This is a genomic window from Nostoc parmelioides FACHB-3921 (assembly GCF_014696625.1).
Taxonomy (GTDB): domain Bacteria; phylum Cyanobacteriota; class Cyanobacteriia; order Cyanobacteriales; family Nostocaceae; genus Trichormus; species Trichormus parmelioides.
This window is the reverse complement of sequence record NZ_JACJQL010000002.1, coordinates 185,568-201,215: the sequence shown is the minus strand read 5'-3', so window position 1 is coordinate 201,215 and position 15,648 is coordinate 185,568. Positions and strand designations below refer to the sequence as shown.

The window sequence follows — 15,648 nt, the reverse complement described above, 5'->3', positions numbered from 1 at the left end:
CCTTTTTATTATTTAAATTTTTATTGTTAAATCCTTAATATTGAATAAAACATCACAATCACAAGCTAAATTCAGCTGCATTATCCTCATCTACACCGATATCTTTACCAGCAGCAGTAGGTTTAAAACTAGAACCATGAATTAGCTCGCTAAACTTAATATTTTGATTTTGGTGTAAGATATTTAACACACTAATAAAATCCCTCACAATCTCTCCTGGTGTTAATAATGCTTCTGCGCCTAAACGACTGACAATTTCTTTGACAAATTCTTGTAATTCTTTGCTGGTAAAAATCTTGTCATAACCAAAATGGAGGGCATGAATTTCAGTTAAACGCTGCAAAAGTGTCAGAATTTCTGCTTCACTTAAAGGATTAAGACGTATAACTGGCCCAATAAACTCTTGTATATCTGCTTGTGCAGCAAAGCGGCTTTCTTTTGTGCGTCTACGCCAAGCTTGGTCTGCAAAAAGTCCTCGATTAGGGTCTTCTAAAAACTTTGTTGTTCCACCTATAACAATACCTAAATGTTCTGCTTTACACTGCATAGTGTCATTAAACATTGCTAGTAATCTGTTATAGTTCTTCTCACGAGTAACTGTAGTAGATATTTGGTAGAGGTTAACTGCTTCATCCATTAAAATCAGTAATCCTTTATAACCAATCTCTGCCACGAATTTAGCTAAGAGTTTAATATAGTCATACCAACTATCATCATCAATAATTATCCTTACTCCTAAAGCTGTTCTGGCTTCAGTTTTAGTATTAAATTCCCCCCGCAACCAACGCAGTGCAGAATTTTTTAAATCATCATCATCTAAGCGGTAGCCACGCCAATAAGCAATAATAATGCTACCAAAATCAAACCCATGAACTAAGTCTTCTATATACTGAACAACTTCTCGAATTTTGGCTTCTACTTGGTCATCAAAACCCTCATCATTGGGACGTAGTTCAGTTTCTTTAACGACCTCTTGCTGAATTTTGTTAATCCATCCTTCTAGAATTGAAACTAACGCACCACCATCAGGACGGGTTTTGGTGGAAAGGCTACTCATCAATTCTCGATAGGTCGCTAGACCTTCATTGTTGCTTCCTGCTAGGCGATGTTCAGAAGATAAATCAACATCAGCAACCACAAAACCTTGCTCCATTGCTCGGTTACGAAACATCTGGAGGATGAAGCTTTTTCCCGCGCCGTAGTTACCAATGATAAAACGAAATGCTGCTACGCCTTCGGCAATATCATTGAGATTTTGTAATAGGCTTTTAAGTTCTTTTTCTCGACCGACTGCTATATGTTCTACTCCTAATCTGGGTACTACTCCTGCACCTAGTGAATTAATCAAAGCAGTTGAGGTTTTTTTCGGGATTTTGAGCTTTGCCATGTATTTTGATGTACGGGATATCAATGCCAATTTTATAGCGCTGAGTGGAAGTTTGAATTTATCATTCTCTAGTCCCTAGCCGCTTTTTATTGTATGTTGTGGTGTAACTCTTTAAATAATCAGAATAACATCATGTTTTTTTTGGATAATCTCTGGTCTATACGTACATAGATTTTGCAATAATCACATTATGTTTATATATATTTTACAATGAGATAGGAACATTTAATTTGATGATGCGTATCTAGCTATGAAATTTTCATACAATGCAACTATATCTCTGACATTGGCTATATGTTCTGCATAAATCTTTGGTACGTCTATGTCAGTTTCAATTATTAATTCACCAATAATGTCATTAGCACGTTCATTGATGGAATCAATCAACAAATTCGGCATAGTGATGTTAGCTTCTGCAATTTTTTTGATCGATGCTTGGGGATTGTCTTGCTCTATGATAATTTTTAAGACCTGAATTTCATGACTAGGTAATTGCTTTAATAATGTATGCCACTCTTCTGGTAAGGCTGGGGATGTAGTATCATTTTCAGCATCTAATTTATCTAAATTTTCGAGAATATCTGAAGAGGGAAAGAATATTCCTGTTTGTTCTGATGTATTAACAGACGTAGATTCTTGATTAAATGTTTCTATTTGTTGTAAGAGTTCCCAAACTTGATTTTGCAGGCTGTCTCGTTCTTGTTGCAACAAAAAGATTTCATTTTGGATTTGTTGTAGTTCATTGTGGCGTTCTGTTTTTTGACTTTGTAAATAGTCAATATTTGCAGCTAGGTTTTCATGTTCGTTGCTAGTATCTAGAAGTATTTGAGATTGCTTGTTTTTTTCCGACTCTAAATTTTGGATAGTAATTCGCAGTTCATAAAGTTTTTCTTCTAATTGTGGCTTTATCCTTCCTAGCAAAGTAATACTATTTTCAAGTTCTTGTTTCTCTAGATTCAAGTCACTGATTTGATTTTGTATCTGGGTTATTTCTGCCCGATATACGTGATGGTTAGATTCTAATCTACGTTTTTCTGATGCTAGGTTAGATAAGTAACTATTCAATTCTATTTGATTTTCTTCTAAGCTACAAATTGTAGCTTTTAGGTTGGCAATTTCTGATTCTATTTGTTTTCTTTGACTAGCAAAAATTCCTAAATCTCGATGTAAACTATCTCTTTGATTGCGGCTGTCTAAAATTTGATTTTTTAGCTGCTGTGACTCTGTATATAATAAACTGCGATGGGTCTCTAGTTGTTCAATTTCTCTGGCTAGTCTAGACTTCAGACCCTCGGTTTCTTGAATGCGTTTACGGAGTGAACTTAAAAGTAATAGTTCATAATTTCTCCGTCGCTTATCTACAAATAAGGCTGCTGCATAAGTAGCTACTACTGTAATTACACCTGTGAAAAAAGCGTGGCTAAAATTCCATTTGGGAACTAGGCTCAAACCAAAACTCACACTAAAGGCAACTATGCCTAAAATAAATCGATTACTTATTATGACTTGTTGCATATTGCTAATTTTTAGCGTAGTTAAGCTTTTTGACTGAGCAGCGTTGCCAATGATTACTCCTCATATTGTGGTGTTAGTCACTCTAGTTGTAAGTGTTTGTGGATGAGATTGTTGTGAAAGTAACAAAATATTGAAATCATGCAACAATTATTTTCATGATTGGGTATTTAAGATATTGTTATTTGCAGCAAACAGAGATGTGTCTGCTTTGAGAAAATCTATGAATTGCTGTGCAGTACGCCCAGAACGTCCATTATGGCGTGTTGCCCACTGTAATGCTTGATATTCTAACTCTTCTGGGCTGATACTAATTCTCGCTTGGGCTGCTAGATGGCGTACAATTTTTAGATAAGTGCTTTGATCGGCAGATTCAAAAGTAAGGGTTAAGCCAAAGCGATCGCTAAAGGAAAGTTTTTCCTGCATTGTATCCCCAGCATGGACTTCTTCATGATTTTTCAAGCTAGGTCTATCGGCAAAAAACTCTCGAATCAAGTGGCGGCGATTTGAGGTAGCATAGACTACTACATTTTGGGGACGAGCTGTTAAATTTCCTTCTAAAACAACTTTCAGCGCTTTGAAGGCATCATCATCTTCTTCAAAAGATAAATCATCAACAAAAATGATAAATTTTTGTGGGGCTCCGCGTAACTGTTCCACAATCTTGGGTAAATCTTTTAAGTCTGCTTTTGACACTTCCAGTAAACGGAGTTGGCGATGACTATATTCGTTTAATAAGGCTTTGACTAAGGAAGATTTCCCCGCCCCTCGGCTACCATAAAGTAATACGTGCAGTGCTTTCTCATCCGATAATAAAAATTCTGTATTTTTCAATAAGGCTTCTTGTTGTGACTCGTAACCAACGAGTGTACCTAGCTTAACTGGGTCAGGGTAAGGAATACCAATAAATTCCCCATCTTGCCAGCGTAAGGCGCGGTATTGAGCAAATAAACCTGTCCCACATTTCTGATAATGAATGGCTAATTCTTCTGCTGCATCTGCCCAATGCTCTAGATGATGTAAAGATAATGCTGCTTCTGACCCCATATCATCTTGTTCCAAATACCATACCACAGGTGAAATAGGTAAATGAGCCACGGCTTGCACCCATTGGCTCAAAACAGCACTATTACATTCATAAAGACTCTGTAATACTTGTAAATCATGCTTTACAGCTGAGATTAAAGCCGGGGGTAAATCTTTAAAGTCTTGCTGTTGAGTAAGTTTGCTAAAGGGATTCTCGGCTATCAAAATTTGCGAAACTAAATAATCTTCCCAATTTTGCTTTCTCCTAGCTAAAGCGTGAAAGTAATTGCCATAGGCTTGAAGAGAACCCCTAGCATCAGCATCAGCATAACGTATGGCTTGTAATAGTTCTTGAAATGCAATCCCGACATCAGTTTGTAGGACTGATTGGTACAGTAAAAGGGACGCGGCTTGGCGTTGGAGAAATTGTACTTGGGGATAGAGAGAAGTAATTGCCGACATTACTGGATTATCCATCAATTAACTTAGTCAGTAGTCAGTAGTCATTAGTCCAAAACCTTCGCTATTGACTGTTGACTGTTGACCACATCATCAACATCTAGATAAGGTTTAACAATGAATTTAAGTGTAACTGCTGCGATCGCCTATGGTATGTTAGCGCTTATTGGTGGCATTATTGGCTACTTTCAGGCTAATAGTCAAGTTTCTCTCCTTAGTGGTGTTGTTAGTGGTTTATTACTATTTGTTGCTGCTTACTTGCAACTCCAAGGACAAACTTGGGGTTTAATCTTAGCAACTGTGGTGACTGCTGCACTGGTAGTCTTCTTTGCATTAAGATTGGTTAGAACACGCAAGTTTATGCCTGCGGGATTAATGACTATTTTAGGGATGTTGTCACTGGTAGTTTTACTCAATCAAATGGTAGCTCCTAAATAGGTTCAAAAATCTCCATCCCCCTGTGGCTGGGGATTTTGTTTAGTAGACTGCGACAAAATGTATTTTAAATTGATTGAGGATTGTCTTCACAATAGTACATTAGTATTAATGATATGTGAATGACTTTGACAGCATATCTGGTGAAATTAGATGTATTTCACGTAACGAAGATCTTTTGCTCTAGAAATGTCGGTTTATTAAGTATATGCTGTATTGTAAATAACAACGTAAATCAAGCAGAAATCTTTACTGATAACATAATTTTTGCTTATTTAGCAAAGGTGAAATATATATGTTTCTTTGCTTACTCATCAGGAGTTTATACAAAAACCCCGCTTTAGGAGATACAGGCGACGAAACATGATTGTGTTACATGACGTAATTTAATATTTTTTCAAAAAATCATTGCCGACTACCCAAAGTATCCGGTTTTTTAAACTTGGTGATGATAAATAAAAATAATACACATATTAAATTAATAGCTTTGAAAAACCGAGAGCAAAAATGTATTAATTATTACAAAGTACTTTAATACCTGAAAATGAGATTTCCTATTTATCTAACGTAGTAAGTGAAATCAGCTTTTGCATATCGATGTCATAGTCGGCATGATATGGGTTTTTATGTACCTTACTTCTGATAGATTCATCCTATAAAAAATCCTATGTTGAATATATGAAGAAGTATAAATCTGTCTTTAGATAGGTGCTTCAGTTAATCAAAAACTTCACCCACAAGGGGATAAGGTATTAAACCAGATCCTTTCAAAAAATGACAAATAACAACTGACAACTGACACCCAAAGCGTAATCAATTATGGTTTAGGAATAACCAGCAAAAAATTAATCACAAATCTATATAAGAAATTAAATAATCTGCCATAGTTTTTCCAAAAAACGAATATTTATTTTAAAGATTTCGTGGCGATTACATTAAAAATTAAAGCAAAAATAAAGGCCATTTTGGCAGGTATTAGTAAAAGAGATGAGATATTTATAGATTAAAGCAATCATGATTGATACTTATATCCTTGTTGTTATCTACCTAGACGACTAAAACGAGACCAATCTTGAGATTAGGTGATTATCTCAGCAATTTTACGAACTAGGAAATAATCAATGTTATTACCACTGTCTTCTCAAAACGTTATCCAGCATCTGCAAGCAGCAGACCTGTGTAGCTCAGAAGATGGCAAATCAGACATAGTTGAATTGCCAATTAGCAAGAAGAACTACAATTTAGTGGTGAATTTAGCAGATAATCGCAAACTGCTAGTTAAACAAGAACGTGGTGTTGAAAATGATGGGATTCTCCATGAATTGTTTAATGAATGGCTATTTCACCAATTACTACAAAAGTTTCCCATTTTAGGGAATATTTCTGCGATCGCTCCTTTGGTGGTACATTTTGATGAGGAAAACTCCGTCCTCGTTCGCAGTTATTTAAGCGAGTACCTGGATTTAGCTGAGTCTTATCAAAACACGCAGGTTTTCCCAAAAGAAATTGCGGCGGCGATTGGGACGACCTTAGCAGCGCTACACCGTACTACCTTCCAGGGTAAAGAATATCGTAATTTCATGGCGACTGCGCCTCAAGGACAGTTCCGCTATCATTTTTACAATCCGGCACAAGGAATAAGTTCTCTGAGTCCAGAGATTTTTGGTAAAATTCCTACTGAAGCCTTAAAATTTCACGTTCTCTATCAATGCTATGAGAGTTTAGAAGCAGCGATCGCTGACTTGGCTTATGAGTGGGATGCTTGTTGTTTAACTCATAATGACCTCAAACTCAACAATATATTAATTCATTCCCGGTGGAACCAATTAGATAATTGCCTAGTGCGATTGATTGATTGGGAAGCTTGCACTTGGGGAGATCCGGCTTTTGATTTAGGAACTATTTTAGCTAGTTATTTAAAAATTTGGCTTGAAAGCTTAGTTGTAGATCCTACCCTGGAATTAGCAGAATCTTTAGAACTAGCAATGATACCACTAGAAGAGATTCAACCATCTTTAGTGGCTTTATTACAAGCTTATTTGCAAGCCTTTCCCATGATTTTGGAATACCATCCTCATTTTTTGGTACGAGTTATCAAGTTTATCGGCTTGGCTTTAATTCACCAAATTCAAGACAAGATGAATAACTGTAAATTATTTGATAATTCTCACCTTTATATGTTGCAAGTGGCTAAAAATCTGCTGACTATGCCTGAGCAATCCATACTGAGTATTTTTGGTATCTCGGAGGCAGAAATTCTCTCTCCGGTAGCAAAGGTTCCTCAAGTATCACATCCTGAAAAAGAGAAACAGTTAGTTCCTCTGTATTACGAAAAAACCCGCTTACGTGGTTGCTAAGAGTCAGTAGATGAACAATTCAAAAAGCAAAATTATCAGTTTTGAATTTTGAATTTGTCATCGATTAGATGAGAATTAATATTAGAGTCAGGATGTTTACCCTGTAGGGGTTTTCTAAATTATCAATTTTGAGTTTGGAATTGATTGATGCTAGATTATTCTGCTAACCCACTGTTTAATTCCCTGATGGATATTGCTACCAATATCCAAATTGAGCCGAACTTTTGTATCAACCATCCCAGTTATCAGCCTTTTGCTTTACCAACCAAAGTAGCAGATAGATTTCAGCACAACTCCCCTGCTCTACAAAATAAATATCTCGCCTTATTGCTGCGTAACTTCCTTTATGGAATTTATTACAATGGTGTATTGCAAAGTAATTTGGCAAATGATAACTATGCTAGTTACTCGATGCCACAAAATTTAGCAACTAATACCAATGTGGGTATCGATTGGGAATTTTACGAACAACTGCAAGCCAGTAATCACGGACGGGGTTATTTTGACCCTAGTTGGCAGGTGTTACGTAAGGAACCCGATGGTAGTATGGCAGTGACTAAAGGTGGATTAACTTTATACATAGAACCCGATTGCCATCTCAAACCCGGTAAAAAATCCGCCACTGTGGGGGAATCAGTAGCGATTTGGATGCCTAATAATCGATTGCAAAACGGCTACTACTTAGCTGTGAGTGATGTGGGACAGGAAAAGTCAGGAAACCCGGATGCTGATTTAGGTACAGGGAGAATCTATTTTAATTTCAGTGCAGATGGTGCGATCGCACTTATGGATAGTTTAACAGCACAATTCAACGCCGCCGCACTTCCTTTTACCTTTCAAGTTCTGTACAATCCCTGCGCCTATGGACGCTATGACTCAGGCGTACTCTATTTTGAACACGAAAACTATCCAGTAATACATAAAATTCTTCAGGTTATATATCAAGAGTATCAAGCTTATTTTCAACCAGAGATACCCCTGTTTACCAAATTTTTAGCACCTGGGTTGAGTCTGGCTGAAGAACCTACGCAAAAATTTGCCGCACAAGAAACTTTTGGCATGAATCGTTGTCAAATTGTGGCGAATGCTTTGTTAGAAGCTTGGCAGAAGGGTAAGAATGCAGTCGAAGAACGAATGAAGACGATTAACAAACACTTTCAACATCATTCTATAGATTTACAGCGTCCTTATCTTAACCCTACTTCTGAAGATATATATTCACCATTAAAGTTATAAATTTTTCTTGCACAGTAATATGATTTTGTAGGGCGGACTTCTAGTCTGCTCTTTTTTTTATTTGGTAATTTTCCATATGCCTTTTACTTATCATCGGACAATTCACTTTCAAGATACGGACGCTGCGGGAGTAGTTTATTTTGCTAATATCCTCAGCATTTGTCATGAAGGTTATGAAGCGTCTTTGAGAACATCAGGAATTAGTCTCAAGGAGTTTTTTACTAATCCTACTATGGCTTTTCCCATTGTCCATACCAGTGTAGATTTTTTGCGTCCGCTATTTTGTGGAAATGAGGTGATAATTAGCTTAGTGCCGCAAAAGATTGGTGCGGAAAAGTTTGAGGTTAATTATGAAATTTATTTGGCGGATGTGTTAGTGGCTAAGGCTGTAACTCGACACGTTTGTATTGATGCTAATACTAGAAGTAAGCAAGAGTTATCTACGGAAATTATTCAGTGGTTGGATGGTTATCGCAAGGAAACGGAGGAGGTGGAAAGACGCAAGGCTAGAGAGGTTGTTTAGTTTTTTTAACGCGAAGTATCGCGGAGGTTGGCGCTGAGGGACGCAAAGTTTTAACTATTTTCTTTGAGGGATGACGTTTCTAATGCCACTTTTCACGCCTATCGCATCACCTTGATAACGTGGGATGATGTGGATACTGGCGTGCATAATATTTTGTCCGGCGGCTCGATTGATGTTCATGCCTATATTAAAGCCATCAGGGGCAAATTCTGCTTTCAGAAATTCCTGTGCTTTATTTACCATTAACCAACAAGCTGATTGCTCTTTTTGGGGTAACTCGAAGTAGTTACTAACATGGCGCTTGGGAATAACTAATGTATGTCCTTTGCTGATCGGATAACCATCAAATATAGCGTAGGCGGTTGCTGATTCTGTTAATAATTTTAAGTTTTTATGGGGATTACAAAATATACAATAATTAGATGAGTGACGCTGGTTATTATAATGTGTATATTGGTATATTTCTCGACTTTCATCTAAATGAATTGAATGAAAAGGCAGTTTAACAAGACATTGATACGTAGGTTTTTTATGAATATAATGTTCCCGAAATTCTTCCCTTTTAATATCTCTTCTTACTACATAATAAGCTTTACCTCCTGGTTTTAATAAGTGTGATATATCCATGAGGATATTAGCTTGATCTTCGGGGAATAAAACATTTAAAACATAGAAGCAAATTATAGTATCAAATTTATTTTCAGGATATTGGGGAAAATAATAAGGGTCATAACCTCTAATATCGAAGCCTTTTTGCTGTAGTAATTTAACATCATTACCAAATCCACAACCAAAGTCTAATATTTGGCCTTGTAGCAGGTTTTGATTTATTAAAAACTGTGCAGGAAACGATAGATAAGTTCTTTCAATGGCGGTGAGATGGCTAAATTGATTTTTTTGCTGTTTCATGGAAATCTGAGACTCATCTGCTACCTTGTCTTAGCACAGCCAAAACTCAACCCGCGATACCCAATTCCACAGCCATAAATATGTTCTTATATCTATCTAAATTACTGCCTTTATTTTTTTATCCTTTGGGATTAGCCAGCGTCAGTTTAGTAATAGCACTAGTAACTTTACGGAAACGTCCACGTATAGCGACTACAGCCATAGCTTTGTCGTTAACTTTATTACTACTGTGCAGTAACGCCTGGGTTGCTAAATACTTGGTGCGATCGCTAGAATGGCAAAATCTACCCCCAGCACAATTACCCAACGCTGAAGCCATCGTCGTCTTAGGTGGTGCAACTAAATCAGTCTTCCCCCCAAGGATTACACCAGATTTAAGTGAACAAGGCGATCGCGTCATCTATGCTGCCCAATTATATCGCCAAAACAAAGCCCCACTCATCATCCTCAGTGGGGGACGCATCGATTGGCGCGGAAGTGGTTCATCGGAATCAACGGATATGGCTAATATCCTCACCTCTCTAGGTATTCCGGCCGGTGTGTTGATTGAAGAACCTGATTCACTCAATACTTATCAAAATGCCGTAAATGTCAAGAAAATATTGGCATCTCGTGGTATTGATAAAGTATTGTTGGTAACTTCAGCATTACATATGCCGCGATCGCTGAAAATTTTCCAACGTCAAGGTATGAACGTTATCCCCGCACCCACTGACTTTTTAGTTAGCGAAGGTGAACTCCAAGAACTCGGCAACACCCCCAAGGCCGCTATATTGAATTTACTACCAGATACTTACAACTTACACCTATTCACAAACGCCTTAAAAGAATATGTCGGTAGCTTTATTTATTGGTTAAGAGGTTGGGTGTAATTAGAGACGCGATTAATCGCGTCTGTACAGTAGTCAGTAGTCATTGGTCAATAGTCAATAGTCAATAGTAATTCTTCTTTGCTCCCCCTGCTCCCCCTGCTCCCCCTGCTTCCCCTGCACCCCTGCACTCCTGCTCCCTGCTCCCTGCTCCCTAAAATCCATGAACGAAAACTTACCTTACATCCTTCCTGCACCCCAACCCCAAGCTGAGGACACTTTTGCAGCCTATCAGACAACTCATCAGTTTTATTATGAAGTGCAAAAACGTTCTGAGTTTCAGCGCCATTGTGAATGGTATCGTACAACAGCCGAGCAGCATCGCCAAGAGTTAGAAAAAATGCGCGGCGAAGTGAATATTCTCTCATGGTTCCGCCGCTCCTCAAAAATTTAGATACTTTAGATAACTTCTAACTCATTTTCCCGTAGATGAGCTTTAAACTTTTTATTAAACTGGATGAGAAAAGGTAAATTAGCACTAACAGGTCTACCTTGCCATTGGGTGACAATCTCCACAATTTCGCCTTCTGAGCCTTTGAGGTCAAAAGCTTTACCGCGATGTTCAGGATGATGGTAAACTACTACCGATTCTTTTACACAGACGCGATCGCCAACTTTCATAACAACATTCACACCTTTTTCAACAAGTATCTCCACGGCCATCCTCACTGAACTAACTTGCTTTTTTAACAAAAAGTATTGTTTACAACAGCAACTCCCATAGCACTCAACATTTACAGATGCTCTGTTTCACAACTCTCTAACTTATATACAAACAAAGCTTACCTACGCAGGCTTTGAGCGCAATTAGTGAGCAAAATTGCCTTTGCTGTGCGCTTTAACGACAGAATCAATTCTACAATAAATAGTCGTTAGTCCATAGTCATTAGTCAGTTGTCAGTTGTCGGTTGTCGGTTGTCGGTTGCCAATTGTGATTGGTCAATAGTTCATAGTATTCTTCTTTGCCTCCCCTGCCCGCCTCCCCTGCCTCCCCTACACCCCTACACCCCTACACCCCTGCTCTTCACCTACCCCTTGGTGAACAATATTGCTGCAACGACGGGGGTAGTTTTTGACACATCTGCTGAAATGATTGGGGACTAAGTTGCCACCAAGCAAATAATCCTATACCTGTACCCCCTACTAGTAACGCCAATAATCCCCCAACCAATAATAAAGGTTGACGGCGTTTTGGTTGTTTAATTGGGGCTGGGCTGGGTTCATCTGGGAGTTCCAAATCCAGCAATGCTTGAGAACTTTCCGTCAAGATAGATTCTTCTGGGTATCTTTCCAGTTCTGCTATTTCTGGTTCTGGAATCTCTACCAGTGGTGGCGTTGGTGTGATTGGCACTAAATATTCTTTAGAAACACGGCAAAGAGTCAGCACAACAGAAGTATTATCATGGCCATTTTTTTCATTGGCTAGATTAATCCAATGGTGGGCAGCATCTTCAACAGTCATTTGACCAGTTAATACTGGTACAGCGTAATCTTGCCAAGAATTTTCTACCCAGTTGTTATCACTTAACCCATCGGAACATAATAATAAAATCCCATCTTCATCGATGATGAATCGCTTAATCGCCAACCGTAAAGATTCAGCATCTCTGTTTCCCAAGGCTTGAGTTAAAGCATTGGCATCTTGTCGTTGGAGTGCCTGCCGATACAAACTCCGGGCAGAACGAACTTCCCTAGTGACTATATCATCGTCTACTGTAAGCTGTTGGCAATATTCACGAGTGATCCAATAAGCACGACTATCACCCACATTAGCCAAGTAAAGCTCATGGGCATTATCTGATTTCCACTCAGATGTGGTTAATACTTTTTGCGGTACTTGTACTGCCATTACCAGGGTTGTGGCCATGCGTTCTCTACCTTGGCGCTTTTGTTCATCATTACGGGAATTAATGAGGTTGTTAGCCACACGCAGGCTAGCTTCTAGTTGTTCCTGTAACAAATTTGGTGGTACGATTTCCGCCTGTGCGGCTACCTCAGTGAATAAAGCCCGAATTTGCAATTTTAGAGACTGCACTGCCAATTGACTGGCTACTTCGCCCCCTTGATGTCCGCCGATGCCATCACAAACGATCGCCAAATTTGGTACTAATAATTCATGGAACTCAACAGCAGTATTGGGATAGCAAGTATCTTCATTTTGTTTGAGTTGGGGGCCCGCATCTGTCGCCCCTGCCATGCTTAAAGTTAAAGGCAATTCTCCGGCGGCGGCGAGTAATAAAGCATTAAGTTGAGTCGCAATAGTTTCTAACTCCACTTCCGCGTTAGCCATCTGTTGGATGATATTCTGTAACCTTGGAGTAACAGAAGTTGTTGTCAACTCTAGTAGAGGCTGCCAAGAATAACTTAAATCTTTTAAATTAGGCTGTTCTGTGGGTGTTGTGCCATTAAGGTCTAACAGTCGCACACACCAGCCTTGGACACGTAAATTGTCTGCTCTCAGCAAGTTGTGAGCTAGTCCTAACTCTAGTAAAGGTGTCCACAGTTGGAGAATCTGCCATAACCAGTAAACTTGTCTGACTGGTTTGGCTTTTTGCCAGGCATCAATGATAGTTGGATAAATATTTCCTTCTTCATCGATAGGGACATTTTCTAGTAACAGGATATTGTCTGCGCCTTCTGCTGAGGAGGTAACAAAACCATAGACTTGGGGGAGATGCGATCGCTCTGGATATAAGCGAAGATAAGGAATAACATCCGGCGGCAATTCTTCAGGTACTTCTGGTAATAATCCCGGTCGAGTGTCCAGCCAAACCTGTTGTCCTATTACCTCATATCTATCTGATACTTTTGTACCTAGTGGAATCTCGGTTGCTAATGAGCCAGTAGCCCAAAGATAACGGTGAACTAAAGGAGTTTGACAACTAGCGCAAACACGTTCTCCCGCAAAATTAATCGGGTTATCACAATTTTGATTTATGCAATAAATTATCCGTTCGATAGAAAGCATATAGGTATAAATTTAAAAAATAACTTAAGTGGTGAAGTTCGATTAACTTTAGCAGTCAAAGGCTTGAAGGACAGAATAGACTGGTTTTGTGTACCTGTGGCTACACATTGTTACTGATTTTAATCAAAATGGCTGGGAAAAAGACTAAGTCTTGCTATCTGGAAGTATTCAGCGTCTGTGTGTATGTAATCTTGGGATATTTAAAGACTGGTAATTAGGTAAAGTTATGTTCGCCGGAGGCCGGCACATCCTGCGAGATGTTTCTACAGACTTTGTGCTACGTCTACACGTAGTATCAGTTAAGATATCCCCGACTCCAACTGTCTTGAATTTTGAATTGTTAAGTGAATTTAATGTCTAGGATGGCGCTATGCCAATATCTACCTTAATTTGGCTACTGGCTGGAGCAGTTCTCTGCTTAACAGAACTGTTCTTACCATCGGCGTTTATCGCCTTCATGATGGGAATTAGCGCCTTAATGGTGGCGTTACTATCTCAATTGGGGTTAGCTTTATGGCTGCAAGTTGTGGCTTGGTTGTTTCTTTCTAGCGTGTTGATTGTACTTTCCCGGCGATTTTTGCAACCACGACAACGTAAGTCAAAAATTCAAGATGCGATTACGGCAGAAACATTAACAGAAATTCTTCCCGGACAAACAGGACGAGTAATATACGAGGGAAATTCTTGGCGGGCAAAGTGCGACGACGAGCAAATCACTATCGCCGCTAATCAAAGAGTTTATGTAGTCAGGAGGGAAGGCACTACTTTAGTGGTGATGCCAGAAAATCTGCTGCATTTTAGTCATTAGTCATTAATTAGACTTACGTATGAAAATGAAAAATCAAGGGTTGGGATAAGGGTACAGGGGTGTAGGAGTGTAAATGTTTAAAACCCTTATCCCCCTATACCCAGTCTCAACAGACAGCCTGGGTGCGTAAGTCTTAATTAATTAACAATTGGTTATAAATTATACAAAAATATTTGGAGGTTGGCAATGGAACAGTTATTTTTATTGATTGCTTTAGCACTCGGTGGTTCTGCCGTTGCGGGGTCTGTGAAGGTGATTAATCAAGGCAATGAAGTTTTAGTAGAAAGATTAGGTAGCTACCACAAAAAGCTAGGCCCTGGACTAAATCTTGTCTTTCCTTTTATCGATAAAGCCGTCTACAAAGAAACTATCCGCGAAAAGGTTTTAGATATTCCGCCCCAAAAATGTATTACCCGTGACAACGTAGGGATTGAAGTAGACGCGGTTGTTTACTGGCGGATTGTCGATATGGAAAAGGCTTGGTACAAAGTAGAAAATCTCCACTCGGCAATGGTGAACTTGGTACTGACTCAAATTCGCTCGGAGATGGGACAGTTGGAGTTAGATCAAACCTTTACGGCTCGTTCCCAAATTAATGAACTTTTATTACGGGATTTGGATATTGCCACTGATCCTTGGGGTGTAAAAGTAACCAGAGTAGAACTGCGAGATATTATCCCTTCGCAAGCTGTACGGGAATCGATGGAATTGCAAATGTCAGCAGAACGACGCAGAAGGGCAGCAATTCTAAATTCTGAGGGTGAACGGGAAGCAGCCGTTAACTCTGCCAAGGGTAAAGCTGAAGCCCAAATATTAGATGCGGAGGCCAGGCAAAAGTCGGTCATATTGCAAGCAGAAGCTGAACAAAAAGCGATCATTCTCAAAGCACAGGCTGAACGTCAGCAACAAGTTCTTAAAGCTCAGGCTATTGCTGAATCAGCAGAAATTCTTGCCCAGAAAATCAATTCTAACGGTACTGCGGAACAAGCTCTAGAGGTGTTATTGGCTTTGGGTTATCTTGATATGGGCGCAACCATCGGTAAGAGCGATAGTAGCAAAGTCATGTTTATCGACCCCCGCACCATTCCCGCGACTTTAGAGGGTATTCGCTCGATTGTTTCGGATAGTCAGTCGTCGGTTGTCGGTGGTCAGTAGTTGC

The 15,648-nt window shown here is 39.1% G+C and carries 14 protein-coding genes; 8 read left to right on the top strand and 6 right to left on the bottom strand.

Translation table 11 applies throughout. The features are described 5' to 3' along the window. Positions 1-58 precede the first annotated feature (58 nt). From H6G14_RS02700 to H6G14_RS02690, 3 genes are all read right to left on the bottom strand, one after another. Positions 59-1,387, bottom strand: coding sequence for an ATP-binding protein (locus H6G14_RS02700; protein ID WP_190565615.1), 1,329 nt, complete (start codon positions 1,385-1,387; stop codon positions 59-61). 225 nt (positions 1,388-1,612) lie between these two features. Continuing rightward, a complete protein-coding gene (locus tag H6G14_RS02695) occupies positions 1,613-2,902 on the bottom strand; it encodes a tellurite resistance TerB C-terminal domain-containing protein (protein WP_190565614.1) in 1,290 nt (429 codons plus the stop codon). 153 nt (positions 2,903-3,055) lie between these two features. Beyond that, on the bottom strand, positions 3,056-4,402 hold the full coding sequence (locus H6G14_RS02690) for an ATP-binding protein (RefSeq protein ID WP_190565613.1): 1,347 nt from the start codon (positions 4,400-4,402) through the stop codon (positions 3,056-3,058). Positions 4,403-4,501: 99 nt separating this feature from the next. Between H6G14_RS02690 and H6G14_RS02685 the strand changes: the two genes are divergently transcribed. From H6G14_RS02685 to H6G14_RS02670, 4 genes are all read left to right on the top strand, one after another. After that, positions 4,502-4,822, top strand: a complete 321-nt coding sequence (locus H6G14_RS02685) for a TMEM14 family protein (RefSeq protein ID WP_190565612.1) — start codon at positions 4,502-4,504, stop codon at positions 4,820-4,822. 1,118 nt (positions 4,823-5,940) lie between these two features. Then, complete coding sequence (locus tag H6G14_RS02680) at positions 5,941-7,176, top strand: phosphotransferase family protein (RefSeq protein ID WP_190565611.1); 1,236 nt, start codon at positions 5,941-5,943, stop codon at positions 7,174-7,176. 147 nt (positions 7,177-7,323) lie between these two features. Beyond that, positions 7,324-8,412, top strand: a complete 1,089-nt coding sequence (locus H6G14_RS02675; RefSeq protein WP_190565610.1) for a T3SS effector HopA1 family protein — start codon at positions 7,324-7,326, stop codon at positions 8,410-8,412. Positions 8,413-8,488: 76 nt separating this feature from the next. Then, positions 8,489-8,935: an acyl-CoA thioesterase gene (locus tag H6G14_RS02670; RefSeq protein ID WP_190565609.1), complete on the top strand. Its 447-nt coding sequence runs from the start codon at positions 8,489-8,491 to the stop codon at positions 8,933-8,935. Positions 8,936-8,989: 54 nt separating this feature from the next. On the opposite strand, the gene H6G14_RS02665 is transcribed toward H6G14_RS02670, so the two are convergent. Continuing rightward, positions 8,990-9,844, bottom strand: a complete 855-nt coding sequence (locus H6G14_RS02665; protein ID WP_190565608.1) for an HIT family protein — start codon at positions 9,842-9,844, stop codon at positions 8,990-8,992. A gap of 80 nt (positions 9,845-9,924) precedes the next feature. Here H6G14_RS02665 and H6G14_RS02660 point away from each other — a divergent pair, with 80 nt between their 5' ends. Next, positions 9,925-10,716 carry a YdcF family protein gene (locus H6G14_RS02660; protein ID WP_190565607.1) on the top strand — a complete coding sequence of 264 codons (792 nt, stop codon included), beginning with the start codon at positions 9,925-9,927 and terminating at the stop codon, positions 10,714-10,716. A 160-nt stretch (positions 10,717-10,876) separates the two neighbouring features. Next, positions 10,877-11,107, top strand: coding sequence for a hypothetical protein (locus tag H6G14_RS02655; protein ID WP_190565606.1), 231 nt, complete (start codon positions 10,877-10,879; stop codon positions 11,105-11,107). A 5-nt stretch (positions 11,108-11,112) separates the two neighbouring features. Here the strand turns inward: H6G14_RS02655 and H6G14_RS02650 are convergent, their stop codons facing one another. Continuing rightward, positions 11,113-11,376: a ferredoxin-thioredoxin reductase variable chain gene (locus tag H6G14_RS02650; RefSeq protein ID WP_190565741.1), complete on the bottom strand. Its 264-nt coding sequence runs from the start codon at positions 11,374-11,376 to the stop codon at positions 11,113-11,115. 361 nt (positions 11,377-11,737) lie between these two features. Continuing rightward, positions 11,738-13,681, bottom strand: a complete 1,944-nt coding sequence (locus H6G14_RS02645) for a PP2C family protein-serine/threonine phosphatase (RefSeq protein WP_190565605.1) — start codon at positions 13,679-13,681, stop codon at positions 11,738-11,740. Positions 13,682-14,051: 370 nt separating this feature from the next. Here H6G14_RS02645 and H6G14_RS02640 point away from each other — a divergent pair, with 370 nt between their 5' ends. Together H6G14_RS02640 and H6G14_RS02635 are read left to right on the top strand one after the other, a co-directional pair. Further along, positions 14,052-14,489, top strand: coding sequence for an NfeD family protein (locus tag H6G14_RS02640; RefSeq protein ID WP_190565604.1), 438 nt, complete (start codon positions 14,052-14,054; stop codon positions 14,487-14,489). A 186-nt stretch (positions 14,490-14,675) separates the two neighbouring features. Beyond that, a complete protein-coding gene (locus H6G14_RS02635; protein ID WP_190565603.1) occupies positions 14,676-15,644 on the top strand; it encodes an SPFH domain-containing protein in 969 nt (322 codons plus the stop codon). The last annotated feature ends 4 nt before the right edge of the window (positions 15,645-15,648 follow it).